The organism is Roseateles subflavus (genome assembly GCF_030285365.1).
GTDB lineage: Bacteria > Pseudomonadota > Gammaproteobacteria > Burkholderiales > Burkholderiaceae_C > Roseateles_B > Roseateles_B subflavus.
Genome location: NZ_JASVDS010000001.1, coordinates 940,831 through 965,261, shown reverse-complemented (window position 1 = coordinate 965,261; position 24,431 = coordinate 940,831). Strand labels below are relative to the sequence as shown.

The following is a 24,431-nucleotide window of genomic DNA, read 5'->3' as shown; positions in this document are numbered from 1 at the left end:
CAGCGAATTCGACAGGCTCAGACGATGGATGAAGTGGCGTCATGGTGATGCAGCGAGTCCAGAAGTGGCGAAGACAGCCCGTCGCCCTGCGGGGCGGGCATGGCGAAGCGAGACGCCCAGCTTTCGTCGTCGCCCCCCATTGCGCGGGCGACCGACACAATGCCGCTGGCCTTGAAGTGCAGCGCCCCGTTGCGACCGAGCAGCCGAGCCTCGACAAACGCCAGCGAGTGGGTGCGACGCAGCACACGGCATTCAAGTTCCGGTGAGGCCGATCGCACGGGCTTCATGAAGTCCATGGAGAGCTGCAGCGTGCCGCAGGTGCGGCCGCGAAAGAGGAGCACTCCGGCCGAGGCGATGCCGCAGTCCGCCATCGCCGCAAGCGTGGCGCCGTTGATGGCCTCGCCGCCCAGTCCGCCGGTGTGGGCGGGCAGCGAGCGGACCAGACGAATCCGCACCGCCTGCTCGTCCGAGAGGTCCAGCGCCGCGCCCAGGTGCGTCAGCAAGGCCATGGTGTTGAGGCGAGCTTCCCAGCAGGCGCGCTGCGCGGCATCCAGCGGGAAGCGGATCGCCCGGTCCTGCGCCGGCCAGGGCAGCGGCCCGTCCATCAGTTGAGCTCCAGCGACTGCAGGACCTGGGCGTCGGCAGTCCGTGGCGGCTGCGGCTTGCGCCGATAGGGCGACCAGATGAACTGGCGCCAGTAGCTTTCGGCGACGTCCACCCAGGTCTCCAGCGCTTCCTTGGATGCCAGCGAACCGGCGAGATTCACCATGAACCAGCTGTAGACCGCCTGGCTGTCCCGGCAGCCCTCGCAATGGCCGGAGGTGCAGCAGCGCTCCAGCGTCTGCAGATCCGCCTTCCAGGTGTTGAACATGGGCAGGACCGGCGCCCCGCCCGCGACTCGCGCCGCGTTGTCCGGATGGTCCACGCTGATGCTGGGACAGCTGTCCCGACCGAAGCTGCCCAGCCAGCTGGAGCCGGTCACCATGGCCTCGATATGGGCCGGGTGGTTCAGGACCACCTCGGGATAGGCCTCCCGGACGCGCAGCATCTCGGCCAGCAGGAGACGCTGGTTGTGCATGCGCAGGGGATGGCCCGTGTTGTATTCGCTGTAGAAGTTGAAGGTGACGGTGTTGCCGTTGTCCCGGATGCGCTGCACCGTGGACTCCACATGCCCCAGCCCTCGCTCCGTCACGGCAAACACGAAGCAGGCGCGGGGATCGTCCTTGTAGTTGGCCAGCGCCGTGTCGAAGAGGCCGGTGAAGGTGCGACCGCCCGGCTTGATCGCCCGCAGTTCGTCGTCCAGCGGACCGCCGCCGAAGACCGACACGAAGACCGTGACGTTCTCGAACGGCGCCTCGCGGGGCAGTGCCCGCAAGCCATTGGTCGAGATGGACACATAGCGCATGCCCTCGACGAAGGCCGCCACGCGATCAGGAAACAGGGCCGGCTCACCACCGATCAGCAGGGCCGCCGACACCTTCTGGCGGCGCTGGGATTCGATGAAGGCCTTCCAGTCGTCCAGGGACTTGGCTTCACCCGCCGTCCTGTCGTGACCGTACTCATAGAACCAGCAACCCTTGCAGCGGATGTTGCAGGCGTTGGTGACGTGGTATTCCGAAGCACGTACGCGGGAGCCGAAGCGACGCAGGGCGTCGAGGCGGTCGGCCAGGATCTCATCACCCGCCAGGAGTTCCTCGAGACGGGCCGCCACGGCATGGCGGGCAACAGTGCGGTCCTGCATGGCTCACACCTCCACCAGTGCAGCGTCTCCGCGGACGGGCTCGGGCACCTTGAGGCCCAGGACTTGAAGGCGCGGCACCGTCTTGTTGAGGAACTTCTGACGGAGCTCGTCGTTGCTGGTCTTGCGAAGCCCCCACTTGATGTACTGCAGCGTGCGCGGCGACTCCGCACGGCCGAAGAGCTTGAGCAGATGCGGCCAGAACCGGTCGAGCGCCTGCTGGACCTCCGCACGCCCGGACTCGGTCTGGCAGGCCTCGTGGATGATGCGGTAGCCATGCGCGATGTGCGTGTGCTCGTCACTGATGATCTGCCGCGTGAAGATCTCGGCAAACGGTGCATAGCTGGAGTCGACAAACTCCTGCAGATGCTCGAGCACCACGGCCTCGCCGAGGAACGAGAAGATGCCCCGTTCCATCCAGGTCTTGACGCCCCGGACCAGTTCGTTGGCATAGAGCGGGCGCTGCAGGTAGTTCTGGGCCAACATGTAGCTGGTGTCCACGCCGAGGTCGGACAGCACCTTGGCACTCAGCTGGTAGTGCTCGATCTCTTCCGCCGCACGCTCGCAGCAGACGAGCTTCTCATAGGCATTGGGTGCGATGTTGTAGAAGACCTGGGTGTAGTCGTCGGCCCCGGTCAGCTCGCCTTCGGTGTGGACCTTCATCAGGTGAATGGCCAGCTCGCGATACTCGAGCGGCATCTTCTGGAAGTCCTCCGGTGACTTGACTGAGCCGGGTTTCGCCAGGACTTCGACTGGGGCGTTGCTGCTGGGTTGCACCTTCAAGTTGCTTCTCCGTCTGCCATTGGGGTGGCGACCAGTCTAGAAGTGCCGCCCCCCGGACCAAACGCAGAAACGAGCAGGTCTTGTCGATTCTTGCCATTCAACTAATTGATTAGCAAAACTCCGCCAATTCATTTGCCCTATGAGGCATAGCGATGACCTTCGCGCGCCGCCCTGGCGAGCGTCAATGGTGCAGGCGCTGCGCGATCTCACACGCCGTCGCCGCGGTGAGTGGGCACCTCCATGCTCCTCTTGGGAGAACCGCCGCCGGGCCGGCGACAATCCGGACATGAACGACGTTCCCGCCGCACCTGCGCAGCCGCGCAATCCATTGCATGGCCTGACGCTGGAAGCCATCCTGACGGCACTGCAGGAGGAGTACGGCTGGGCAGGCCTTGATGAACGCATTCCTCTGCGCTGCTTCGCATTCGATCCCAGCATCAAGTCCAGCCTGAAGTTCCTGCGGCGGACGCCCTGGGCCCGCGCAAAGGTCGAAGGGCTCTACCTCTACATGCTGCGCGAACGGCAACGTCGCGAGCGGGCGGGCGGCGCTGACCCGGCCTGAGCCCTCTCGAGGTCGCCCGGCTTGACCACGCAGCGTCCAGGCCGGCCTACCCTTCCGGCAGGCCGCCTGCCTTCTAGCGCGATGCGCCCGACGCAGGGGCGGCCTAGCGTCCTTGTCCGTCGCGCCAGCGCAGCATGGGCAAGGGCTCGTCCAGCTTGTCTTGCGGGCCGCTCGCGGTGGGCGTCTGCTGAAATCCCAGCTGGACCAGCTCCTTGCGCACGCCCTCCACCAGCTTGGCAAAACCAGGTGGCCGGGACCGCCTCTGGCGCAGTTGCTTGTTCATCGCGAACGTGAAGGCGCCGTAGGCTGTGGCCCCATGGTCATACTCCGCCGCCAGCTCGTTCTGCCCCGCCGCAAAGACCAGCAGCGGCAGGTAGGGGCCGCGGTGCCCATAGCGCTCCCGGGCGGCATCGAAGTCGAGCTTGTCACCCAGACGCAGTGCCCCCGCTTCGCCCAGTCCTGATCGCTGAGGCAAGGGGTGGCGCGCCGGCGACTCCTCGGTGCCGACACGGCTCGCATCGAAAGGCCGGGCGCCCCGACGGGCCGCTTCCACGAAATCCCGGGGCACCCACATCTGATGGGACGGGCTCCATCGCAAGGCGCGATGCCGCACATCATCCGGCGGCTCGATGCCCCGGACGCGCTGGCCGCCTCGCGTCATGCCCCCGGCATGGCAGCAGTCGAACATCGCCACGAAGCTCGATTCATAGGGCAGCTGGCTGTAGTAGCGATTGAAGTCCTGATCCGTGAAGGCATGCGCCTCGCTCCAGTCGAAGTCGACCGGCACCAGCGTCTCGGCCATCTGCCCGGGCCGGTCCGCACCGTAGAGCGGCATCTGCGCGCCATGCCCGGAATAGAAGAGAACGCGCTCATCCCCTTTGCCCACGCCCTCCGACAACCATTCCAGCCGCTCCTGCAAGGCAGCCCGCGTGGCGCGACCGTCCGTCAGCACACGGATGTCGTCTGCGTCGAACCCGCACTCCTGAAGCAGCGCGCTCATCAGGTAGACGTCGTTGACGCAGCCGTTGAGCCGCATTTGTGGGTCAGGGTACTCGTTGATCCCGACCAGCAGGGCGCGGCGATGGGCCCGGCGTGGGGCGATGATGGCAGGAGCCAGGCGCAGCCGGGGTGCCGCGCCGGGAACCGCCGGCGCAGGCGCCGCCGGCAGCACGACCGGCAGCACCGAGCGCTGCATGACGCCATGCTTCAGGTAGGCGCCCCCATCGTGATTGAGCGGGTCGAAAGGCAGGTCGAAGGCCGCCACCAGCGAGTGCGTGTGCACATCGCCCCCTGGCAGTGGCGCCGTGAAGACGTGGTCGTTGGGGTTGAAGAGATGGAACCACTGGGCGAAGCCGTTCAAACCGTCATTCAGCGGCGCAATGCGCCCGCCGAAGACGCCCTGCACGGCGGGATGGGCGATCTGGCTGCCGAACGTGATGAAGCTCCGCCCGTTGAAGGCGTGGCCGGCGTGCATCGCCACCTCGCGCCGGAACGCGTCATAGCAGGCCAGGGATCCGAGACTGTGAGCGCAGACGATGTCGCAGCGGCTGTCGGTGAACGTCTGCATGATGCGGCGTGACAGCTCATCCCGAAGCGCCTCGTTCTCGATCCACTGGATGACCATCCCCGCGGTCCAGCGCACGACGTCCGCCAGTCCGCGCTGAACCAGGTCCCGCTGACCGAACACGGGTGCCGGGCCGAAGGCATGGCGTCCGAGCAGCAGCAGACCCCGCGCGACAGTGGAGGCATCGAGCGGATAGCGATCGAAAATGTCGTCAAATGGCGTGAATTCAAACGAGATCTGGATGGTTTCCGCAAGCCCGGCGGCGCGTGCACTGGCCGTGAACTCGTCCTGCCATTGCTGCTTCCAACCCTGCGAGGCCGGGTCGTCGCCATGGCCCACGCCATGCACCATCAGGACCCGAAGCGCGGGGGCACCCACCGCCGGGGCCGTGGCCCCGGACGCGGCCTGACTCTTCAGCCACCGCAGCGCCTCGTCGGCCTTGCGCTCCACATGCTCGCCCGAAATGGGAGCAACCGCGGCCAGGTCCCGTGTGCCGGGCGGCCCGTCCACCGGCCGCTCGGCGAGACCCAGCTCCCCGCGGACGAAGTCCACCATCAGCGCCAGCGCCCGCTGGTTCTCGTTAACCATTTCTGGTGAAACCCGGGCACTCAGGGCCTTGCGCCGGGGCAGTTCGATGCGCGGCAGCACGTCCGGATTGGCACCCGCGACGATGGACGCGGAGAAATCGGCGGCCTGCTCGCATCTCGCTCCCAGCGGCAGGAGGTCCCATTTGCGGCAGAGGTAGGCCAGCAGGCTGGTGTGGTCGTAGGTGCCATGGTCGACGCCGCCCGCCTTCACGTGCGGCGACACCAGCAGCGCCGGCACTCGCACGCCCAGGCGCCGGAAGTCGAAGTGGAAGTGCGTGTCGACGGCGTCGTCCGGAGGCACCGTCGCCGGAGGCGGCACATGGTCGTAGAAGCCGCCGTGCTCGTCATACAGGACCACGAGAAGGGTCTGCTGCCAGAGCGCCTCGTTGCCCCGCAGCGCGTTGTAGACATCCGCGATCAAGGCGTCGCCCAAGGACACGTCGTGAGGCGGGTGCTGGTCATTCTGGGTGTGCCCGAACACCGAAAAGTACTTGGGCTCGATGAAGGAGAACTCGGGAAAGGCGGCCGGATCCCCCGATGCCAGCTCGTGGAAGTCGTCCATGTCGCCGTACACGCCCGGATGTGCCCACGTACGGCGCAGCAGCATCGACAGGGACACCCCCTGGTGGAAGATGCGGTGGCTGCGGCCTGCTTCACGCAGGCGATCGAAGATGGTGTCCATGTCGTAGGCCTTGAACAGCAGGCCGACGTCACTGAAGGTCTCCGGCATCTTGACGTTCCCGGCCGCTGTGCCGCACAGCGCGAAGAAGCGGTTGGGCCAGGTCGGGCCGGGCAGGGAGGCATGCCAGCGGTCGCACACGGTGTAGTGCCGCGCTAGGCTGCGCAGGGCCGGCAGCGGGTCCTGGGCGAGATCCGGCTCCGCGCTGAAGTAGCCCATGACCTGCCGGGCCACCGTGTCGGCCTTGAAGCGTTTGGCGAGTGACGCGGCCCCGTCGGCCACAAAACCGTCCATCGTCGGGTGCGCCGCCCCGCCCAGCTGCGTCAGCACATTGGGCAGCTCGTGCCTGGGGTCGAAGTGGTCCGGAAGCTGCAGCGAGGCCCCCTCGCTCTGAAAGGCGACGCCACCGCCCGGAACGGGATTGCTGCCGGGATTCGCCCGATCGATGCCCTCGATGCCGCGCGCCGGATCCAGCCGGACGAGGTCCCCCAGCATCTGGTCGAAGGACCGGTTCTCCATCATCAGCACGACGACGTGCCGGATCGGATCATTCAGGAATGCCATGTCGTCCTCCCTTGCCAGATGCGGTGATCGCCCCCGCATTGAAGCAGGAACTGCGGCGGCGAAGGCGCAGGAACGGCCCCCTAATTCGTGGGCGAGCAGGGTGTCGGTTTTCGCTGGGTGCTGAACTCGAGCGTGCGGCGTATTAACGGCCCGGCGCGACTTGCTTCATCGCAGGCTGAATCGATGTTTCACCGAAGTCTGAATTCGCAGATCTCTGGCTCGTCGAAGGTCGAATTTCGGCAACGAAAATCGAACAGTCACCTGAGGATTTCCCTGCAACTTCATCAGTATTGAAAGAGCGTCTGGCAGACGTCTAAGCCCATACGTCGGGACGACGGAGGGGCGGAGGGTCACTTCAAGCGGCGCAACTCGTCGGCTAGCGGCAGCTGAGCTTGGCGCTCAACAGACGGCGTTCGGCGCGCCTTGATCTATTCGCACAAGCTGTGCTGGTATATGCCAAGCTTGGCCGACACATCGATCGCCTTGCACCTCCACACGTTGATCTGTTTGACCGCTTCGGAGTATCGCTGCTTACTCATGGCACCTCCTATTGGGCCTCTGGCTTGAGACTCGAAGGTGTCTATTGAATCCGAGGTGATTCATGGTGACCGGCACCTGAATTGACGATGAATCACCCCCAAGGTACAGCAGGCGCCTCCTGCCCTTCCTCTTCTGCCCTTGCGCCCCGGTCTCGGGGCAGGATCGCCGAAATACTACTGTTCAACGCCCCTCATGCTTCTTAAATGAGGAGCATATCAGCTACCGGTCATTTCACTTATCACACCGCGGCAGATTACGTAGAAGCAAGGTTTAACCGCCGCAATTCGACCGACATGTTCTTGTTTTGCACCAATACTTACCAATGAAAGTGCCTGCAGAGCAAGCCAACCCAACCACGGCTGCCCCAGGAGCGCCCACACCGGCATAGGCCAATGCGACCGCGACCCCATTGCAAGCAACACCAACGGCATCGCCACCGACATCGCAGGCATCGGTGCAGGCAGCCTTGCATCGCTCACGCGCATCAGACGATTGGAGCGAAAATTCTTCGGCAGCCTGTACTCCGTAATCAGCAATCACTGACTCCCAAATATCTCCCCAAAAATTCGGATCATTGTACTCAGTAGGGTAAATAAGCCCACCCATGTCTCCCGTGGGCTCCGTCTGAATGCCGGCCAATGCTTTCGTATCTTTCTTTATGGCGCCACTTGCGACTTCACCATTGCATAGCAACTTCACCCTTCGATAAAGTTTTAGGCGATTGATGAGGTGCCTGGTGAGATCGATTCTCGAATGATCAGGAATGCTCACACGCGCGTGAACACCCTAACCCGCGATCGCAGAGGGAACCTTGTCCTTTTCGGTGGCATATTGAATGACATATTCAATACCATTCCCACCAACGATCACACCTGGGCGACCGAGATGGTCAAGCTTAACGGTTGCCGCTGAACGTTCGTGTGACTTTTGCTTAAGGCACTCACAGCTATTTAAGACTTTCGCAATAGATCGCGGACTGAATCCTCTTGCTGAGATGGGCCGCCTTCTGAGTGTGCGCTTTGCACCGCAAAAACGCAAGAATGAATGTAGAAAGCAGTTTAAAAATTTGCTTTAGAGATCTCATCAGATATTTTTGTACGCGTTATCAGTATGGCCGCCTCAGCAAAAAACAGCATGGCAAGCATGAGCGCGCCAAAAAGAAAACCAGCATGCACAACAAGAGTAGTCGTTGTGTAGATAAGTAACGGCACAACAACCCACGCTCGCGCGGGATAGATAATGGATGATTTCCCCCCGCAGACTGGACAATGCAAATTTCTCCCTTGCGGCCTGAATAGCACCTTATATGTCGAGAATGTTTTCTGCTTGCAATGCGGGCAAGTGTGCATGTTGATGGGTTCCTTTCTACCTGTTGATTATTTTGCTTGCGCCCGCGAGGCGCCACCATCGTGAAAAGAGGTGAGTGGCATTTGAAACCAGTTTCTATTTACATGGCGCTCAGGTACGTGATAGATCAGAGCTAGCGCCGGCACCACCTAGGCTGCTGCCAGTTTGAAAGACACCTTGTTAAGGCGGAAGTTCAATCCGGAGAAGGTTGATGAGGACGAGACGGTAGTTCAGCCGGGAATTCAACGTCGAGGCGCTCAATCTAGTGACCGAGCGGGGCGGACCGCGCGTGATCTCGACGCGCATGAGACTCGCCTGCGAGCGTAGATGAAGGAACCGGCTCGAGGGGATGCGCAAGGAGGAGGCCAAGCTCAAGATGGCGCGCGACATCTTGAAAAAGCCGCGGCCTTCTTCGCCAAGGAATCGATGTGAAGTTCGGCTTCGTCGCGAAGCACCGAGGAGCGTGGCCGGTCAATGTGTGGTGCGAGGCGCTCGGTGTCTCGCGAAGCGGCTTCTACGAGTGGATGTCGCGCCGGCGCAGCTTGGACGACGAGCAAGTGAGCGCGCCGGTGCGCCAGAGCTTCGTGGCCAGCGACCGTACCTACAACGCACGGCGCGTCTGGCATGACCTGCTGACGCTGGGTCAACCCTGCGGTTTGCATCGCATTGAACGGCTCATGTGCGCACAAGCGCCGAGCGCCCGCGCCGCCATGGCTTACCCAAGGACCATGGCGAGCACAGCGCCATTGCCGCCAAAGTGCTGGACCGCCAGTTCCAGCCCGACGCGCCCAACCCAATAGTGGGTGGCGGAGTTCACCTACATCTGGACGGCCGAGGGCTGGCTTTACGTGGCTGTGGTGCTGGACCTGTTCTAGCGGTGCATAGGGAGGCGATCCATGCAGTCGCTCTACGTAGCCATGACAACGCGATCACTTTGCGGCAAGAAAATCTCCATCAGATCAATAACTTGCATCCATCACAGAGCCACAAGCCACGGCCTCCCGAGTTCAAATTAAAGCGCAAACCGCCAGACAGTTACTGAGGCACCAACCATCGGGCATCCTATGCAGCTCATCCCCCCTTCGCTGCAGTCTGTCGCCCACCCCTAGGTCGCCCCCCAGGTCATTGTTATGGTGTGCTACATCAGCAACACACCGCAGGCGTCTGGCCTGAAGCGACATGCACAGCTGGAATGACAATGCGCCGATCTACCAGCAACTGGCTGACCGCCTGGCCAGTCAGCTGCTGGATGGCAATCCGCCGGAAGGCGAAGCCCTGCCCTCGGTTCGCCTGCTGGCGAACCAGTACCTCATCAACCCGCTGACCGTCAGCCGCGCGCTGCAATCGCTGGCAGACAACGGGCTGGTGGAGAGCCGACGGGGCCTGGGCATGTACGTGCGACCCGGGGCGCGCCAGCGCCTGCTGCAAAGCGAGCGCGAACAGTTCCTGCGCAAGGAATGGCCGCAGCTGCGAGAAAAACTCAAACAACTGGGCATCGGCGCCCAGGATCTGCAATGGGAGGACCTGCAATGAGCACGACGATCAACTCACCCGACGCGCTGGTCAGCGCGCGAGACTTCACGCTGCGCTATGGCCGCAAGGTCGCCTGCGATCACCTCACCTTCCAGATTCCCAAGGGTCGCGTGGTCGGCCTGCTGGGGCACAACGGCGCGGGCAAGACCTCGCTGATGAAGGCGATGGTCGGCCTGCAGGCTGGCGAAGGCGAGCTCCGGGTGCTGGGCGTGGATCCCCGCCAGCAGCGCACGGAGTTGCTGAAGGGCCTGTCCTACATCCCGGACGTGGCCGTGCTGCCGCGCTGGGCCCGCGTCCATGAACTCGTCACGCTCATGGGCGGGCTGCAGCCGCAGTTCTCGGCCGAGCGAGCCCGCGCGCTGCTCAAGCGCACGAGCGTGGGCCTCAATGACAAGGTCAAGTCCCTCTCCAAGGGCATGGTGACGCAGCTGCACCTGGCCCTGATCGCGGCGATCGACACGCGCCTGATGATCCTGGACGAGCCCACGCTCGGGCTGGACGTCATCTCCCGCAAGAGCTTCTACGAGATGCTCATCGATGAATGGTGCGACGGCGAACGCACGGTGGTGATCTCCACCCACCAAGTGGAAGAGATCGAGAGCCTGCTGTCCGACGTGATGATGCTGGACGAAGGCAAGCTGGTGCTGAACATCAGCCTGGAGGAGATGGACTCGCGCTTCGTGGCCCTGGCCCACGACCCGGCCGCCGCCGACACGGTGGCCCGCGCCCATCCGCTGCTGCGCTATCGCCAGCAGGGCCGCTCGGCCGCGCTGTTCGACGGCGAGCCGCCGGCCGATGTGCAGGCGCTGGGGCAGCGATTCCGCCCGAGCCTGGTCGACCTGTTCGTCGCCCTCACCCGCAAGCCCGAACTGCAGCCTCGCGAAGCCTGAAGGAGCTCCCACCATGAATGCACAACGATTCCTGACCCTCATGCAGCGCGAGTGGATGCAGCATCGCATCGGCTGGCTGCTGGTGATGCTGGTGCCGCCCGCGCTGATCCTGCTGCTGATGCCCCTCCAGGGCCCTATCGTCGACGGCGACGCCCACGTACCGCCGCCGGTGGCCGTGGCCGCCGTGGCCATGCTGGGCAGTATGGCGGGCGTGTTCGCCCTGAGCTGGATCGTGTCGATGTTCCAGCTGCCGGGCCTGTCCCGTCGCGATCAGCAGGACCGCTCCGTCGAGTTCTGGCTCTCCCTGCCGGCCACACATGTCGAGAGCATCGGCGCCACCGTGCTGACCCACGCGCTGCTCGTGCCCATGGCAGCCATGGCCGTCGGCCTGGTCTGCGGGCCCGTGATGGCAGCGGCCGCCCTGCTCAAGATCCACGGTTTGGCCGGTTTCGGTCAGGTGCCCTGGAGTGGCCTGATGGGCATCGCTGTCCTGGGCTGGCTGCGCCTGAGCATCGGCCTGCTGCTGATGACCCTGTGGCTGGCGCCCATGTTCATGGCCATGATGGCAGCGGCGGCCTGGCTCAAGCGCTGGGGGGTTCCCGTGCTGATTGGCGGCACTGTGATCATCGCCAACGTGCTGGACAAGGTCTATCACAACCGCGTCGTAGCCGAACTGCTGAAGACTCAGTTCGAGGGTGCCGGCAAGGCCCTGTTCAATGCCAGCATGACCCTGGAAGGCCGGGGCGCCGCTCAGCAACTGGAGCACGAGAGCTTCGCCAGCCTGCTGCAGCTGATGCTGCATGACCTGGGCGCGGCCTTCGCCCAGCTGGCATCGCCGCACTTCGTGGGCGGCCTGGCCCTGGCAAGCCTGTGCTTCTACCTGCTGGTGCTCAAGCGCCGCCAGGCCACCTGAGCCCTCGCCGGTCTCCAGCAAAAAGCCCGCCAATTGGCGGGCTTTGTCTTTGCAGGATCGACGGTGCGATCAGGCCGCGGGGCTGGGCTCGGCGCCGCCGGCAGCGCCGGTGGCCGCGGACACCTTGGCGCTGACTTCCTTGCGGAAGCGGTTCAGCTCCTGGACGCTGGCGAAGCTGCGTTCCATCAGCAGGCTCATGTTGTGCAGGATGCGCTCGACCACCTTGGTCTCCCACACGGCATCGAACTGGATCTGCTTGTCCAGCCACTTCTCCAGCCACTCGGGATCCGGCAGGCGGCTCTGGATGGTGTCGCGCGGGAAGAGCTTGGCATTGACGTGCAGATTCGTGGGATGCAGCGCCTGGGCCGTGCGGCGGGCGCTGGCCATCAGCACGCCCACCTTGGCGAAAGCTGCACGGGCCTCGTCACCGAACTTCTGCATGGCACGCTTCATGTAGCGCAGGTAGGCGCCACCGTGGCGGGCCTCGTCCCGGGCCAGGGTCTCGTAGATGGCCTTGATCACGGGTTCGGTGTGCCATTCGGCGGCACGGCGGTACCAGTGGTTCAGGCGGATCTCGCCACAGAAGTGCAGCATGAGCGTCTCGAGGGCCGGGGCCGGGTCGAAGTCGAAGCGGATCTCGTGCAGTTCCTGCTCGCTGGGCACGAGGTCCGGGCGGAAGCGGCGCAGGTACTCCATCAGCACCAGCGAATGCTTCTGCTCCTCGAAGAACCAGACGCTCATGAAGGCGGAGAAGTCGCTGTCGTCCCGGTTGTCACGCAGGAACATCTCGGTGGCCGGCAGTGCCGCCCACTCGGTGATGGCGTTCATCTTGATCGTCTGGGCCTGGTCTTCGGTCAGCAGGCTGGCATCGAACTTGTCCCACGGGATGTCGGTGTCCATGTTCCAGCGCACGGCTTCCAGTTGCTTGAAGAGTTCGGGGTAGAGCATGGTCCGTCCTATGGTTTAGGGGCGGCATTCTAAACGGGGTGCCGCACGGCCACCCTTCGCATCCCGTGAGCCGGGGGAACCTCCCCCCGGCCGTCGGGCGAAAGCCGGATGCCACGGACCCGTTTCCGGGCGTCGTCTATCGGCACCGGCCGCAGTTCAACAGTCTTCGCTTGCAGGCGTATGACAAGCCCCACGTGCGTCGGCCGTTCCCGGATGAGACTCAAACGCGGGACAAGCCATCCACTCCTGCCTACGTGAAACGGCCTGACTTGAAGCTTGGTGTAAGCCCCAAGCCCCAGACTCCGAGTCAGGAATTCACCCATGTACCCAGCATGGGGGACAGAAGTAGCAAAACTTCCGCCTCCGAGAGCCAACAATCCAAGGCGTGGCGCCAAATCATTTACAGATTTACGCAAAGGTTTGAAAAGTACGGTTGGCGTGCATCCCCATCAACAAGTCAAACGAGTACAGTAGCCACAAGCTTTCGGTCGCAAGATCTCCCCAGTGTTGGGGCTGAAATCCCGGGACTCTTCTCCTCCTCCTCCCTCCCTCCCTCGTTGGTCCCGGGGCATCTTGCGGCTTCTTTTATGTCCAGGGCTCCCGCTGTTGCGGGAGCCCTTTTTCATTGCGGCCCACGCCTGCGGCCTGACACAAAGCTACACGCCGGTGCATGTCGGGAACGGCGATCGGCTACCGCACGAATAACGTGTGCAGCGTGCAGGTTTCGTCTGGCGCGATCTCCGCCATCACCGATGGCGAATCCCGGCAGCGAAGCACCTCCCGGTGCGCCGCCTGGCGCCCTCAGCGCAGCCAGCCCTTGCGGCGGAAGTAGATGAAGGGCGCCGCCACCGATGCCACCATCAGCGCGATGGCAAAGGGGTAGCCCCATTCGGCGTCCAGCTCCGGCATGTGCTTGAAATTCATGCCGTAGATGCTGGCGATCAGCGTCGGCGGCAGCAAGGCCACGCTCGCCACGGAGAAGATCTTGATGATCTTGTTCTGGTTGATGTTGATGAAGCCGACGGTGGCGTCCATCAGGAAGTTGATCTTGTCGAACAGGAACGCCGTATGGGAATCGAGCGAGTCGATGTCACGCAGGATCTGTCGCGACTCCTCGAACTGCTCGGCATTGAGCATGCGGCTGCGCATCATGAAGCTCACGGCACGGCGCGTGTCCATCACGTTGCGGCGGATGCGACCGTTCAAGTCCTCCTCGCGGGCGATGGCAGCCAGCACCTCGCCGGCCTCGGCGTCATTCACATCGCTCTTCAGCACGCGGGCGCTGATGCGCTCGAGCTTGTCGTAGATGTTCTCCAGCACGTCGGCAGAGTATTCGGCGTCGGCGTCGTAGAGCTTGAGCAGCACGTCCTTGGCATCCTCGATCAGCGCAGGGATGCGGCGTGCCCGCAGGCGCAGCAGACGGAAAACGGGCAGGTCCTCGTTGTGCACCGAGAACAGCACGTTCTGATGCAGGATGAAGGCCACACGCACATTGCGGGCGGACTCGTCATCCTCGATCAGGAAGTCCGAGCGGATGTGCAGCTCGCCGTTGTCTTCCTCGTAGAAGCGGGCGGATTCCTCCAGGTCGTCGTCGACGATGTCCTCGGGAATGATCAGGCCGAAGCGTTCGCGGATCCAGGCTTTCTCTTCGGAGCTCGGGTTCTCGAGGTCCACCCAGACGGGGCGGGCCATGGCGAGGTCGGCGGCGGATTCGGTTTCGTCCTGGAAGAGTCCGCCCTTGAGGCGGCCGTTGTCCAGCGTGAAGACATTGAGCATGAGGGCTCCAGCGCATGCGTCCGGCCGGCATGCAGGCACGGCGGGATCAATCTGTGGGCGTTGGACAAGCCTTGCAGTGCAGGCCAGGTCCGGGGCAGGGGGCAGGGTGACCCGTCTCACTCCGGACACCGGTCACCCGAGGCGCCTGCTCAGGCGCCGCGCGAACCAGGACGCTGGAGTGGACGGTCACCGAGGGTGATCGCTGTCCAAGGAGGGCTCCAGTAGCGGGGACGGCGCATTATCGCGCCGCGCCGGAGGCCGCATCAAGCATTTCTATTGCGCACGCGGCGACGATATCCGAGGGCTTGCCCCAGGGGCATCCGGGTGGCCCGCAACGGCGTCCTGCGCAATCCGTCACGGCTTTGCGCTCGAGCAAATATGCACTTGCGGATGCCGCCTGATGCCGCCTTAAAACGCTTGTCACGTTCGGGGTTCAGGAGCACACTGATCCGCAACTAGAACGATTCCTCCACTCTGCTACTGACTGCCGCACACGCCTCAATCTCCCCCCTCAAGACCTCTGAAGCTCCGATGACTGGCGTATCGCCACCGCGACCGCCAACGTTCTCAAGCACCAACGCTTTCTCGCGACTAAGCCCTGTGAAAGGAGGCTTTATGAACCTGACTATCAGCGGCCACCATCTTGAAGTGACCCCAGCGCTGCGCGAATACGTGCTGACCAAGCTGGACCGGGTGACCCGCCACTTTGACCAGGTCGTTGACATCAACGTCCTGCTCACGGTGGAGAAGCAGAAGGAGAAGGAGCGCCGACAAAAGGCCGAGGTCACGGTCCACGTGAAGGGACGTGACATCTTTGTCGAGCAGGCTCATGAAGATCTATACGCCGCCATTGACCAGCTGATGGACAAGCTGGATCGTCAGGTCTGCCGCTACAAGGACAAGCTCCAGGACCACCACCACCAGTCCGCCAAGCGGATGGATGTGCCGGCCCCCTGAGCCCTGATTTCCTTGAGTTCGCAAGGCGCCCACTCGGGCGCCTTTTTGCTGATCGCCCACACGTGCAGGAGCGTTGCCGGAGCGCCTCAATGTCACGCAATCGACCGCATTTGGGGGGCTCTCCCGGTGGACGGGCCGCCCGTGGGCAAGGAGCTTTCTATAATCGGCGCTCCAACCCTAGTGACCAAGCGTCCCGCCCAAGGCCTACCCAGCCGTAATCGGCGCTGTGACCTCGATGAACCGTCTCGCCGCCATCCTGCCTGCCAGCAATGTGCTGGTGAATGTGGACGCCTCCAGCAAGAAGCGCGTTTTTGAACAAGCCGGGCTGCTGTTCGAGAACAACCACTCCATCGCTCGCGCCCTGGTCACGGACAACCTCTTTGCCCGGGAACGCCTCGGCTCGACCGGGCTGGGCCATGGCGTGGCCATTCCGCACGGCCGCATCAAGGGCCTGAAGAACCCGCTGGCTGCCGTGCTGCGCGTGCAGCAGGCCATTGGCTTCGATGCGCCGGACGACGAGCCCGTCTCCCTGCTGATCTTCCTGCTGGTACCCGAGGCCGCCACCCAGCGTCACCTGGAAATCCTCTCCGAGATCGCCGAGATGCTCTCGGACCGCGAACTGCGTGAGCGCCTCAAGACCGAGGCCGAGGCCGCGACGCTGCACAAGCTGATCGCCGACTGGGAACCGCTGAAGTCGGTCGCCTGAGACTGATCACCGGATGAAACCCACCTCGATCAGCGCCGACCGCCTCTTCGAAGAACTCCGCGAGGCCCTGCGCTGGGCCTGGATCGCCGGACATGCCCATCCGGAGCGCCGTTTCGACGACACGGCCGTGCGCGACGCGCAGTCCGCCGCCGACCTGGTCGGCTACCTGAACTACATCCACCCCTACCGCGTGCAGATCGTGGGCCGCCGCGAGGTGGCCTATCTCAGCGAGGCCTCTGGCGAGGTGCTGGACCGCCGCATCGCGCGCATCGTGACCCTGGAGCCGCCGGTGATCATCGTCGCCGACGACCAGACCCCGCCGGACCGCCTGGTGGCCATGTGCGATCGCGCCGAAATCCCGCTCTTCGTCACCTCCGAGTCCGCCGGCCACACCATCGACGTGGTCCGCTCCTACCTGGCTCTGCTGTGCGCCAACCGGACGACCCGCCACGGTGTCTTCATGGACATCCTGGGCCTGGGCGTGCTGCTGACCGGGGAGTCCGGCCTGGGCAAGAGCGAGCTGGGGCTGGAGCTGATCTCCCGCGGCCATGGCCTCGTGGCTGACGATGCGGTGGACTTCTTCCGCATCGCCCAGACCGCCATCGAAGGCCGCTGCCCGGAACTGCTGATGAACCTGCTCGAGGTCCGGGGCATCGGCCTGCTCGACATCAAGGCCATCTTTGGCGAGACCGCCGTGCGCCGCAAGATGCGGCTCAAGCTCATCGTGCACCTGGTCCGCAAGGAGACCATGGAGCGCGATTTCGAGCGCCTGCCCTACGAGCCGCTCTACGAGGAAGTGCTGGGCATGCCCGTGCGCAAGGTCGTGATCGCCGTGGATGCCGGCCGCAATCTGGCCGTGCTGGTCGAGGCCGCCGTGCGCAACACCATCCTGCAGCTGCGCGGGATCGACACCTACCGCGAGTTCGTCGAGCGCCACCAGCGCGCCATTGAAAAGGGCCTGCAGGACGACGCCTGAGGCCTTTTCCAGGGAGCCGCAGCGCCGGGATCAGCGCCGGTTCGCGCAGTCCTTCTTGACGCAGCTGGCGTAGAGCGACAGCGAATGCTCCTGCAGCTCGAAGCCCCGCTCCAGGGCGATCTTGTGCTGGCGGGCCTCGATCTCGGGATCGAAGAACTCCTCCACCTTGCCGCAGGTCAGGCACACGAGGTGGTCGTGGTGATGGCCTTCGTTGAGCTCGAACACGGCCTTGCCGGACTCGAAATGGTTGCGCGACAGAAGACCGGCCTGCTCGAACTGGGTCAGCACCCGGTAGACGGTGGCCAGGCCGATGTCGGCATCTTCCACGAGCAGGGCCTTGTAGACATCCTCGGCCGTCATGTGACGCTGGGCGGTCTTCTGGAAGATCTCGAGGATCTTGATGCGAGGCAGCGTGGCCTTGAGGCCGCTGTTCTTGATTTCGTCGGTGCGGTTCATGGTCTTGCCGGCAATCTGCGTGCTGTCAGCAGGCCCCGGGCCTGCCGCTAGAATGGGTCGATCATAGCCAGCTTGGGCCGCCGACTTCTAAGCCCCTAGTGACATGCGACTCATTTCTCCTGACGCCAGCCCCCGCGGCTGGCCGCTGACCGGCGCGCTGGCGCTGGCGCTGCTGACCCTGGGCGGCTGCAGCCAGATGCCCAAGCTGAGCGAGCTGACCTCCGCGACCGGCGACAAGGTGCTGGGCTTCGTCCGCCCCTACCGCGTCGAGGTGGTGCAGGGCAACGTGCTGACCAAGGAACTCCTGGCCAGCGTCAAGCCGGGCATGCCCCGCGCCCAGGTCCAGGATCTGCTGGGCTCGCCCATGCTGACGGACGTCTTCCACGAGGAACGCTGGGACTACATCTTCACCATCCGCCGCCAGGGCACCGAGCCGCAGCGCCGCCACGTGGTGGTCTGGTTCGAGGGTGATGCCCTGAAGAGCGTGGATGCCCCCAGCGACATTCCCACGGAGCGCGACTTTGTCGCCTCCATCAACAGCTTCAAGCCGAAGGGCGACTCCCCCAAGCTGGCCCTGAGCGAAGCTGAGCGCAAGGCCCTGCCGGCCCCGGCCAAGCAGGCCCCGGCCGCCGTGGAGCCGATGGGCCCCGTCCGCAGCTACCCGCCGCTGGAACCTCGCTCATGAGCGTGCGCATCGCCATTGCCGGCGCGTCCGGCCGCATGGGCCGCATGCTGATCGAGGCCGTGATGCAGTCGCCCGACTGCCAGCTCAGCGGCGCCCTGGACCGCGACGGCAGCCTGCTGCTCGGCCAGGATGCCGGCGCCTTCCTCGGCCGCGAGAGCGGCGTGCGCGTGACGTCCGACCTGCGCGAAGGCCTGGCTGGCGCGCAGGTACTGATCGACTTCACCCGCCCGGAAGGCACGCTGGCCCACTTGGCCCTGTGCGAGGAGCTGGGCGTGGCCATGGTGATCGGCACCACCGGCTTCGAGCCCGAGCAGAAGGCCCGCATCGCGGCCGGCGCCCAGAAGATCGGCATCATGATGGCGCCCAACATGAGCGTGGGCGTCAATGTCGTGCTCAAGCTGCTGGACATGGCCGCCCGTGCGCTGAACGAGGGCTATGACATCGAGATCATCGAGGCCCACCACCGCCACAAGGTCGATGCCCCGAGCGGCACGGCCCTGAAGATGGGTGAGGTGGTGGCCGGGGCCCTGGGCCGCGACCTCCAGGCCTGCGCCGTCTATGGCCGCGAAGGCGTGACCGGTGAGCGCGACCCCTCCACCATCGGCTTCGCGACCGTCCGCGGCGGCGACATCATCGGCGACCACACCGTGCTGTTCGCCGGCACGGGCGAACGCATCGAGATCTCGCACAAGTCCTCCAGCCGCGCGACCTACGCCCAGGGCAGCCTGCGCGCGGCGCGCTTCCTGGCCCGCAGCGGCCCGGGCCTCTACGGCATGGACGACGTCCTCGGCCTGACCGGCCGGGGCGCCTGAGCACCATGGGCGGCTTCCTCCAGTTCTGGGCCCAGAGCGATGGCGTGGGCCGCACCGTGGCCCTCGTGCTCCTGGCGATGTCCGTCAGCGCCTGGGTGCTGATCTTCTGGAAGGGCTGGCAGCTGCGCCGGGCCCGCCTGGACCTGGCGCAAGGCATGAGCGCCTTCTGGAACGCCCCGTCGCTGGACGAAGGTCGCACCACCGTGGCACGGATCGACCGCGAAGGCGTGCTCGCGCCGCTGCTGCAGGCCGCCACCGAGGCCCCCGCCGCCCAGACCCTGGCCGCCCAGGGCGACCGGGACTCCCAGCTGACCCGCCGACTGCGCGACGCCCTGCACCGCATCGTGCAGCAGCTGCAGTACGGGCAGGTGCTCCTGGCCTCCGTGGGCAGCACCGCGCCCTTCGTGGGTCTCTTCGGCACGGTCTGGGGCATCTACCACGCCCTCGAAAGCATCTCGGCCGCCGGCAATCTCACCATCGACCGGGTGGCCGGCCCGGTGGGCGAGGCGCTCGTGATGACGGCGGCCGGCCTGGCCGTCGCGATTCCCGCCGTGCTGGCCTACAACGTCTTCGGCAAGCGCATCGGCGCCTGCGAGGCCGAGCTCGAAGGTTTTGCGCACGACCTGCGCGAATTCCTGGAATAGGCCTGCCGCCATGGCCTTCGGACGCCTGGAACGCCGCGAAGCGCCCAAGCCCATGGGCGAGATCAACATGACGCCGCTGATCGACGTCATGCTGGTGCTGCTGGTCATCTTCATGATCACGGCGCCGCTGATGACCTCCTCCCTGCGCCTCGACCTCCCCAAGAGCGAGGCCGCCTCACCCTCCGACACGCCGCAGTTCATCGCCGTCGCGCTAAGCCCGGCCGGCGAGCTCTTCCTGGGCGAGGAGCGTCTCGACCCGGCGACCTTCAAGACCCGCATCAAGCAACTCGGCCAGTCCCGGCCCGAGATGGAAGTGCAGCTGCGCGCCGACCAGGCCGTGCCCTACGGCCGCGTGGCCGAACTCATCGGCTGGATCCAGGACGGCGGCCTGCACCGCATTGCCTTCGTCGCCCAAGCACCGAGCAGCGACAAGCCCTGAAGCGGGCGCACCACACCCTGCGCCTACAATTTGGCGCATGAACGACAAGTACGCCCCCAACGAGATCGAAGCCGCCGCGCGGCAGTACTGGAACGAACGCGACGCCTACCGTGTTCTAGAAGACGAGAACAAGCCCAAGTTCTACGCCTGCTCCATGCTGCCCTACCCCAGCGGCAAGCTGCACATGGGCCATGTGCGCAACTACACGATCAACGACATGCTCACGCGTCAGCTGCGCATGAAGGGCTACAACGTGCTGATGCCCATGGGCTGGGACGCCTTCGGCCTGCCGGCCGAGAACGCCGCCATGAAGGGCAAGGTGCCGCCGGCGCAGTGGACGTACTCCAACATCGCGTACATGAAGTCGCAGATGCAGGCCATGGGCCTGGCGATCGACTGGTCGCGCGAGATCGCCACCTGCCAGCCCGAGTACTACAAGTGGAACCAGTGGCTGTTCCTGAAGATGCTCGAGAAGGGCATTGCCGAGCGCCGCACGCAGGTCGTCAACTGGGATCCGGTCGACCAGACCGTGCTGGCCAACGAGCAGGTCATCGACGGCCGCGGCTGGCGCTCCGGCGCGCTGGTCGAGAAGCGCGAGATCCCGGGCTACTACCTCAAGATCACCGACTACGCCGAGGAGCTGCTCGCCGCGGTGGCCAACCCCGAGGACAAGAACTACCTGTCCGGCTGGCCCGAGCGCGTGCGCCTGATGCAGGAGAACTGGATCGGCAAGAGCCAGGGCGTGCGCTTCGCCTTCCCGCATGACATCAAGGACGCCAGCGGCGCCCTGATCCAGGACGGCAAGCTCTACGTCTTCACCACCCGCGCCGACACCATCATGGGCGTGACCTTCTGCGCCGTCGCGCCGGAGCACCCCCTGGCCGCGCATGCCGCCGCCGGCAATGCCGAGCTGGCCGCCTTCATCGAGGAATGCAAGCAGGGCGGCACCACGGAAGCCGAGCTGGCCACGCAGGAGAAGAAGGGCCTGCCCACGGGCCTCGTGGTCACCCACCCGCTGACCGGCGCGCAGGTGCCGGTGTGGATCGGCAACTACGTGCTGATGAGCTACGGCGACGGCGCCGTGATGGGCGTGCCCGCGCATGACGAGCGCGACTTCGCCTTCGCCAACAAGTACGGCATCGAGATCAAGCAGGTCGTGGCCGTCGAGGGCCAGACCTTCTCGACCACCGCCTGGGCCGACTGGTACGGCGACAAGTCGCAAGGCGTGTGCATCCACTCCGGCGTGCTCGATGGCCTCACCCACAAGCAGGCCGTCGACAAGGTCGCCGAGCTCGTCGGCGCCAAGGGCCTGGGCGAGAAGAAGACCACCTGGCGCCTGCGCGACTGGGGCGTGAGCCGCCAGCGCTACTGGGGCACGCCGATCCCCATCATCCACTGCGAGGAGCACGGCGCCGTGCCGGTGCCCGAGAAGGACCTGCCGGTCGTGCTGCCCGAGGAGTGCATCCCGGACGGCAGCGGCAATCCGCTGAACAAGCACAGCGCCTTCCTGAACGTGCCCTGCCCGGTCTGCGGCAAGCCCGCCAAGCGCGAGACCGACACCATGGACACCTTCGTGGACTCGTCCTGGTACTTCATGCGCTACTGCGACGCCCAGAACCAGGACGCGATGGTGGGCGCCGGCACCGAATACTGGATGCGCCCCGGCGCCGCGATGGACCAGTACATCGGCGGCATCGAGCACGCGATCCTGCACCTGCTGTACGCGCGCTTCTGGACCAAGGTCATGCGTGACCTGGGCCTCGTGAAGATCGACGAGCCCTTCACCAAGCTGCTGACGCAGGGCATGGTGCTGAACCACATCTACTCGCGCCGCACGACACAAGGCGGCATCGAGTACTTCTGGCCGCACGAGGTCGAGAACGTCTTCGACGAGAAGAGCGGCAAGATCGTCGGCGCCAAGCTCAAGAGCGATGGCTCGGCCATCGACTACGAGGGCGTGGGCACCATGTCCAAGTCCAAGAACAATGGCGTGGACCCGCAGGAGCTGATCAACCAGTACGGCGCCGACACGGCCCGCCTGTTCGTGATGTTCGCCAGCCCGCCCGAGCAGACGCTGGAGTGGAACGACGCCGGCGTGGAAGGCGCGCACCGCTTCCTGAAGCGCGTGTGGGGCTTCGCCGCCAAGAATGCCGACACGCTGAAGGCCGCCGGCAATGACTTCGCCGCCCTGAGCGCCGACGGCAAGGCCCTGCGCCGCGAGGTGCACCTGGTGCTCAAGCAGGTCTCCTACGACTACGAGCGCATGCAGTACAACACCGTGGTCTCCGGGGCCATGAAGCTGCTGAACGCGCTGGAAGCCTTCAAGGACGTGGCCGGCCAGGCCGCCGCCGTGCGCGAAGGCGTCTCGGTGCTGCTGCGCGTGATCTACCCGGCCTGCCCGCACATCGCCCACACCCTGTGGCAGGCGCTGGGCTTCGCGGCCCAGCTGGGCGACCTGCTCGACACGGCCTGGCCGACGGTCGACGAAGGCGCGCTGGTGCAGGACGAGATCGAGCTGATGCTGCAGGTCAACGGCAAGCTGCGCGGCTCGCTGAAGGTGCCGGCCGGCGCCGACAAGGCCGCCATCGAGGCCGCCGCCCTGGCGCACGAGAAGTTCGCCGAGTTCAGCGGTGGCCAGGCCCCGAAGAAGGTCGTGGTCGTGCCCGGCCGTCTCGTCAACGTGGTGGTCTGAGCGCCATGGGCCCTGTCTCGCGCCGTGGGCTGCTCGCGCTGCCCCTGCTCTCGGGTCTGGCGGCCTGCGGCTTCGAGCTGCGCCGCGAGCCGGAGTTCGCCTTCCAGTCCCTGGCGATGACGGGCTTCGCGCCCGAGTCCCCGCTGGCCGAGGAGCTGCGCCGGCAGCTGCGGCAGTCGCCGCTGCAGCTGGTGCAGGATCCTTCCAAGGCCCAGGTCGTGCTGGAGGCGCTGCGGGACAGCCGCGAGCGCTCGGTCGTGGTGTCCACGAGCGCCGGCCAGGTGCGCGAGTGGCAGCTCAAGCTGCAGCTCGACTACCTCGTGCGCACGCCCGGCGCCGAGCCGCTGCTGCCCATCACCGAGCTGCGCATGAGCCGCGAGATGAGCTACCTCGAATCCCAGGCCCTGGCCAAGGAGCAGGAGGAAGCGCAGCTCTACCGCGCCATGCAGTACGACGCCGCCGCCCAGGTGATGCGCCGCCTTGCCAGCGTGCGCCTGCGCTGAACGGCCCGCATGCAGATCCGTCCTGACGCGCTGGCCGCGCAACTCGCCAAGGGCCTCAAGCCGATCTACACCGTGCACGGCGACGAGCCGCTGCTGGCCCAGGAAGCCGCCGACGCCATCCGCGCCGCCGCGCGCACGCAGGGCTACAGCGAGCGCAAGGTCTTCATCGTCACCGGTGCCTATTTCGACTGGGGCCCGGTGCTGGGCGCGGCGCAGGCCCTGAGCCTCTTCGCCGAGCGCCAGTTCATCGAGATCCGCATTCCCTCGGGCAAGCCCGGCAAGGATGGCTCCGAGGCCCTGCAGCGTTACTGCGCAGCACTGCCGGAGGATGTCCTCACCCTGGTCACCCTGCCCCGCCTGGACAAGACGCAGCTCTCGAGCGCCTGGTTCACCGCCCTCGACCAGCAGGGGGTGAGCGTCAAGGTCGAGCCCGTGGAGCGCCGCGCGCTGCCGCAATGGATCGCCCAGCGCCTGGCCGCGCAGGGCCAGTCCGTCGTGGAGGGCGAGGAGGGCCAGCGCGCGCTGACCTTCTTTGCGGACCGCGTCGAGGGCAACCTGCTCGCCGCGCACCAGGAGTTGCAGAAGCTCGCGCTGCTCCATCCCCCCGGGCCGCTGAGCCTGGAGCAGATCGAGGGCGCCGTGCTGAACGTGGCGCGCTACGACGTCTTCAAGCTCAGCGAGGCCATCCTTTCCGGCCAGACCGCCCGCGTGCTGCGCATGCTGGAGGGCCTGGAAGCCGAGGGCGAGGCTGCCGTGCTCGTCCACTGGGCCCTGGCCGATGACGTGCGGGCGCTCAAGCGCGTGCGCGACGCCGTCGATGCCGGCAAGCCCCTGCCGATGGCGCTGCGGGAGTCGCGCGTCTGGGGTGCCAAGGAACGGCTGTTCGAGCGCATCGTGCCCGGCCTGCACCGCAGTCAGCTCCAGGCGCTGGTGGATGCCGCCCAGGTCTGCGACGGCATTGTCAAAGGCCTGCGTCACCGGGACTGGCCACTGGATCCGTGGGCCGCGCTGCAGAAGCTGGCGCTCCTGTTGCTGGAGACGGCGCAGGGTCCCGTCGGGCGCCAAGCGGGCGGACGTCACGCCAGCCTCGTCCTGAAGGCCTGAGCCCGGCATTCCTGCCTGCCGCAGCGCGGCGTT

Annotated in this window: 21 protein-coding genes and 1 pseudogene; 15 read left to right on the top strand and 7 right to left on the bottom strand. The window is 65.4% G+C overall.

What is annotated here, in order from left to right; genetic code table 11:
* Positions 1–17: 17 nt before the first annotated feature.
* From QRD43_RS04350 to QRD43_RS04340, 3 genes are read right to left on the bottom strand one after another with little or no spacing between them, the layout of a single operon-like run.
* Positions 18–605, bottom strand: a complete 588-nt coding sequence (locus QRD43_RS04350) for a PaaI family thioesterase (protein WP_285981246.1) — start codon at positions 603–605, stop codon at positions 18–20.
* Positions 605–1,741 carry a radical SAM family protein gene (locus QRD43_RS04345; protein ID WP_285981245.1) on the bottom strand — a complete coding sequence of 379 codons (1,137 nt, stop codon included), beginning with the start codon at positions 1,739–1,741 and terminating at the stop codon, positions 605–607. The genes QRD43_RS04350 and QRD43_RS04345 overlap by 1 nt, the downstream gene beginning before the upstream one ends.
* Before the next feature lie 3 nt (positions 1,742–1,744).
* Positions 1,745–2,437 carry a Phenylacetic acid catabolic protein gene (locus tag QRD43_RS04340; protein WP_285981244.1) on the bottom strand — a complete coding sequence of 231 codons (693 nt, stop codon included), beginning with the start codon at positions 2,435–2,437 and terminating at the stop codon, positions 1,745–1,747.
* A 370-nt stretch (positions 2,438–2,807) separates the two neighbouring features.
* Here QRD43_RS04340 and QRD43_RS04335 point away from each other — a divergent pair, with 370 nt between their 5' ends.
* Positions 2,808–3,083: a VF530 family protein gene (locus QRD43_RS04335; RefSeq protein WP_285981243.1), complete on the top strand. Its 276-nt coding sequence runs from the start codon at positions 2,808–2,810 to the stop codon at positions 3,081–3,083.
* Between the two features lie 103 nt (positions 3,084–3,186).
* On the opposite strand, the gene QRD43_RS04330 is transcribed toward QRD43_RS04335, so the two are convergent.
* A complete protein-coding gene (locus QRD43_RS04330; protein ID WP_285981242.1) occupies positions 3,187–6,477 on the bottom strand; it encodes an alkaline phosphatase family protein in 3,291 nt (1,096 codons plus the stop codon).
* Between the two features lie 2,227 nt (positions 6,478–8,704).
* Between QRD43_RS04330 and QRD43_RS04325 the strand changes: the two are divergent.
* The 4 genes and pseudogenes from QRD43_RS04325 to QRD43_RS04310 all read left to right on the top strand — a co-directional run.
* Positions 8,705–9,236, top strand: a pseudogene (locus QRD43_RS04325) (IS3 family transposase); the annotation flags it as partial.
* A 307-nt stretch (positions 9,237–9,543) separates the two neighbouring features.
* Positions 9,544–9,897: a GntR family transcriptional regulator gene (locus tag QRD43_RS04320; protein WP_285981241.1), complete on the top strand. Its 354-nt coding sequence runs from the start codon at positions 9,544–9,546 to the stop codon at positions 9,895–9,897.
* The gene (locus QRD43_RS04315) at positions 9,894–10,787 is read left to right on the top strand and encodes an ABC transporter ATP-binding protein (protein ID WP_285981240.1); all 894 of its coding nucleotides are present in this window, start codon (positions 9,894–9,896) and stop codon (positions 10,785–10,787) included. The genes QRD43_RS04320 and QRD43_RS04315 overlap by 4 nt, the downstream gene beginning before the upstream one ends.
* A gap of 13 nt (positions 10,788–10,800) precedes the next feature.
* On the top strand, positions 10,801–11,700 hold the full coding sequence (locus QRD43_RS04310; protein WP_285981239.1) for a hypothetical protein: 900 nt from the start codon (positions 10,801–10,803) through the stop codon (positions 11,698–11,700).
* 69 nt (positions 11,701–11,769) lie between these two features.
* Here the strand turns inward: QRD43_RS04310 and QRD43_RS04305 are convergent, their stop codons facing one another.
* Both QRD43_RS04305 and corA read right to left on the bottom strand, forming a co-directional pair.
* Complete coding sequence (locus QRD43_RS04305; protein WP_285981238.1) at positions 11,770–12,648, bottom strand: ferritin family protein; 879 nt, start codon at positions 12,646–12,648, stop codon at positions 11,770–11,772.
* Between the two features lie 801 nt (positions 12,649–13,449).
* Positions 13,450–14,424, bottom strand: a complete 975-nt coding sequence (corA, locus tag QRD43_RS04300; RefSeq protein WP_285981237.1) for a magnesium/cobalt transporter CorA — start codon at positions 14,422–14,424, stop codon at positions 13,450–13,452.
* A 615-nt stretch (positions 14,425–15,039) separates the two neighbouring features.
* On the opposite strand from corA, the gene hpf reads away from it, so the two are divergent.
* The 3 genes from hpf to hprK all read left to right on the top strand — a co-directional run bounded on the left by hpf (position 15,040) and on the right by hprK (position 17,063).
* On the top strand, positions 15,040–15,381 hold the full coding sequence (gene hpf / locus QRD43_RS04295) for a ribosome hibernation-promoting factor, HPF/YfiA family (protein ID WP_285981236.1): 342 nt from the start codon (positions 15,040–15,042) through the stop codon (positions 15,379–15,381).
* Between the two features lie 235 nt (positions 15,382–15,616).
* Positions 15,617–16,087, top strand: coding sequence for a PTS sugar transporter subunit IIA (locus QRD43_RS04290; protein ID WP_183103497.1), 471 nt, complete (start codon positions 15,617–15,619; stop codon positions 16,085–16,087).
* Between the two features lie 13 nt (positions 16,088–16,100).
* Positions 16,101–17,063 carry an HPr(Ser) kinase/phosphatase gene (gene hprK / locus QRD43_RS04285; protein ID WP_285981235.1) on the top strand — a complete coding sequence of 321 codons (963 nt, stop codon included), beginning with the start codon at positions 16,101–16,103 and terminating at the stop codon, positions 17,061–17,063.
* A gap of 30 nt (positions 17,064–17,093) precedes the next feature.
* On the opposite strand, the gene fur is transcribed toward hprK, so the two are convergent.
* The gene (gene fur / locus QRD43_RS04280; RefSeq protein ID WP_285981234.1) at positions 17,094–17,519 is read right to left on the bottom strand and encodes a ferric iron uptake transcriptional regulator; all 426 of its coding nucleotides are present in this window, start codon (positions 17,517–17,519) and stop codon (positions 17,094–17,096) included.
* 103 nt (positions 17,520–17,622) lie between these two features.
* On the opposite strand from fur, the gene QRD43_RS04275 reads away from it, so the two are divergent.
* Genes QRD43_RS04275 through holA form a run of 7 tightly spaced genes read left to right on the top strand, consistent with a single transcriptional unit; the run spans position 17,623 to position 24,398 of the window.
* Positions 17,623–18,204 carry an outer membrane protein assembly factor BamE gene (locus QRD43_RS04275; protein WP_285981233.1) on the top strand — a complete coding sequence of 194 codons (582 nt, stop codon included), beginning with the start codon at positions 17,623–17,625 and terminating at the stop codon, positions 18,202–18,204.
* Complete coding sequence (gene dapB / locus QRD43_RS04270; protein ID WP_285981232.1) at positions 18,201–19,016, top strand: 4-hydroxy-tetrahydrodipicolinate reductase; 816 nt, start codon at positions 18,201–18,203, stop codon at positions 19,014–19,016. Before QRD43_RS04275 ends, dapB begins: the two co-directional genes overlap by 4 nt.
* 5 nt (positions 19,017–19,021) lie before the next feature.
* Complete coding sequence (locus tag QRD43_RS04265; protein ID WP_285981231.1) at positions 19,022–19,660, top strand: MotA/TolQ/ExbB proton channel family protein; 639 nt, start codon at positions 19,022–19,024, stop codon at positions 19,658–19,660.
* A 10-nt stretch (positions 19,661–19,670) separates the two neighbouring features.
* On the top strand, positions 19,671–20,099 hold the full coding sequence (locus QRD43_RS04260; protein ID WP_285981230.1) for an ExbD/TolR family protein: 429 nt from the start codon (positions 19,671–19,673) through the stop codon (positions 20,097–20,099).
* A gap of 37 nt (positions 20,100–20,136) precedes the next feature.
* Positions 20,137–22,791 carry a leucine--tRNA ligase gene (leuS, locus tag QRD43_RS04255; RefSeq protein WP_285981229.1) on the top strand — a complete coding sequence of 885 codons (2,655 nt, stop codon included), beginning with the start codon at positions 20,137–20,139 and terminating at the stop codon, positions 22,789–22,791.
* 5 nt (positions 22,792–22,796) lie between these two features.
* Positions 22,797–23,294, top strand: a complete 498-nt coding sequence (locus QRD43_RS04250; RefSeq protein ID WP_285981228.1) for an LPS-assembly lipoprotein LptE — start codon at positions 22,797–22,799, stop codon at positions 23,292–23,294.
* 9 nt (positions 23,295–23,303) lie between these two features.
* Positions 23,304–24,398, top strand: a complete 1,095-nt coding sequence (holA, locus tag QRD43_RS04245; RefSeq protein ID WP_285981227.1) for a DNA polymerase III subunit delta — start codon at positions 23,304–23,306, stop codon at positions 24,396–24,398.
* Positions 24,399–24,431: the final 33 nt, after the last annotated feature.

Coding starts and splice junctions, on each gene's coding strand:
- QRD43_RS04350 (WP_285981246.1), bottom strand. CDS start 605: ATGGACGGGCCGCTGCCCTGGCCGGCGCAGGACCGGGCGATCCGCTTC.
- QRD43_RS04345 (WP_285981245.1), bottom strand. CDS start 1,741: ATGCAGGACCGCACTGTTGCCCGCCATGCCGTGGCGGCCCGTCTCGAG.
- QRD43_RS04340 (WP_285981244.1), bottom strand. CDS start 2,437: ATGCCGCTCGAGTATCGCGAGCTGGCCATTCACCTGATGAAGGTCCAC.
- QRD43_RS04335 (WP_285981243.1), top strand. CDS start 2,808: ATGAACGACGTTCCCGCCGCACCTGCGCAGCCGCGCAATCCATTGCAT.
- QRD43_RS04330 (WP_285981242.1), bottom strand. CDS start 6,477: ATGGCATTCCTGAATGATCCGATCCGGCACGTCGTCGTGCTGATGATG.
- QRD43_RS04320 (WP_285981241.1), top strand. CDS start 9,544: ATGCACAGCTGGAATGACAATGCGCCGATCTACCAGCAACTGGCTGAC.
- QRD43_RS04315 (WP_285981240.1), top strand. CDS start 9,894: ATGAGCACGACGATCAACTCACCCGACGCGCTGGTCAGCGCGCGAGAC.
- QRD43_RS04310 (WP_285981239.1), top strand. CDS start 10,801: ATGAATGCACAACGATTCCTGACCCTCATGCAGCGCGAGTGGATGCAG.
- QRD43_RS04305 (WP_285981238.1), bottom strand. CDS start 12,648: ATGCTCTACCCCGAACTCTTCAAGCAACTGGAAGCCGTGCGCTGGAAC.
- corA (WP_285981237.1), bottom strand. CDS start 14,424: ATGCTCAATGTCTTCACGCTGGACAACGGCCGCCTCAAGGGCGGACTC.
- hpf (WP_285981236.1), top strand. CDS start 15,040: ATGAACCTGACTATCAGCGGCCACCATCTTGAAGTGACCCCAGCGCTG.
- QRD43_RS04290 (WP_183103497.1), top strand. CDS start 15,617: ATGAACCGTCTCGCCGCCATCCTGCCTGCCAGCAATGTGCTGGTGAAT.
- hprK (WP_285981235.1), top strand. CDS start 16,101: ATGAAACCCACCTCGATCAGCGCCGACCGCCTCTTCGAAGAACTCCGC.
- fur (WP_285981234.1), bottom strand. CDS start 17,519: ATGAACCGCACCGACGAAATCAAGAACAGCGGCCTCAAGGCCACGCTG.
- QRD43_RS04275 (WP_285981233.1), top strand. CDS start 17,623: ATGCGACTCATTTCTCCTGACGCCAGCCCCCGCGGCTGGCCGCTGACC.
- dapB (WP_285981232.1), top strand. CDS start 18,201: ATGAGCGTGCGCATCGCCATTGCCGGCGCGTCCGGCCGCATGGGCCGC.
- QRD43_RS04265 (WP_285981231.1), top strand. CDS start 19,022: ATGGGCGGCTTCCTCCAGTTCTGGGCCCAGAGCGATGGCGTGGGCCGC.
- QRD43_RS04260 (WP_285981230.1), top strand. CDS start 19,671: ATGGCCTTCGGACGCCTGGAACGCCGCGAAGCGCCCAAGCCCATGGGC.
- leuS (WP_285981229.1), top strand. CDS start 20,137: ATGAACGACAAGTACGCCCCCAACGAGATCGAAGCCGCCGCGCGGCAG.
- QRD43_RS04250 (WP_285981228.1), top strand. CDS start 22,797: ATGGGCCCTGTCTCGCGCCGTGGGCTGCTCGCGCTGCCCCTGCTCTCG.
- holA (WP_285981227.1), top strand. CDS start 23,304: ATGCAGATCCGTCCTGACGCGCTGGCCGCGCAACTCGCCAAGGGCCTC.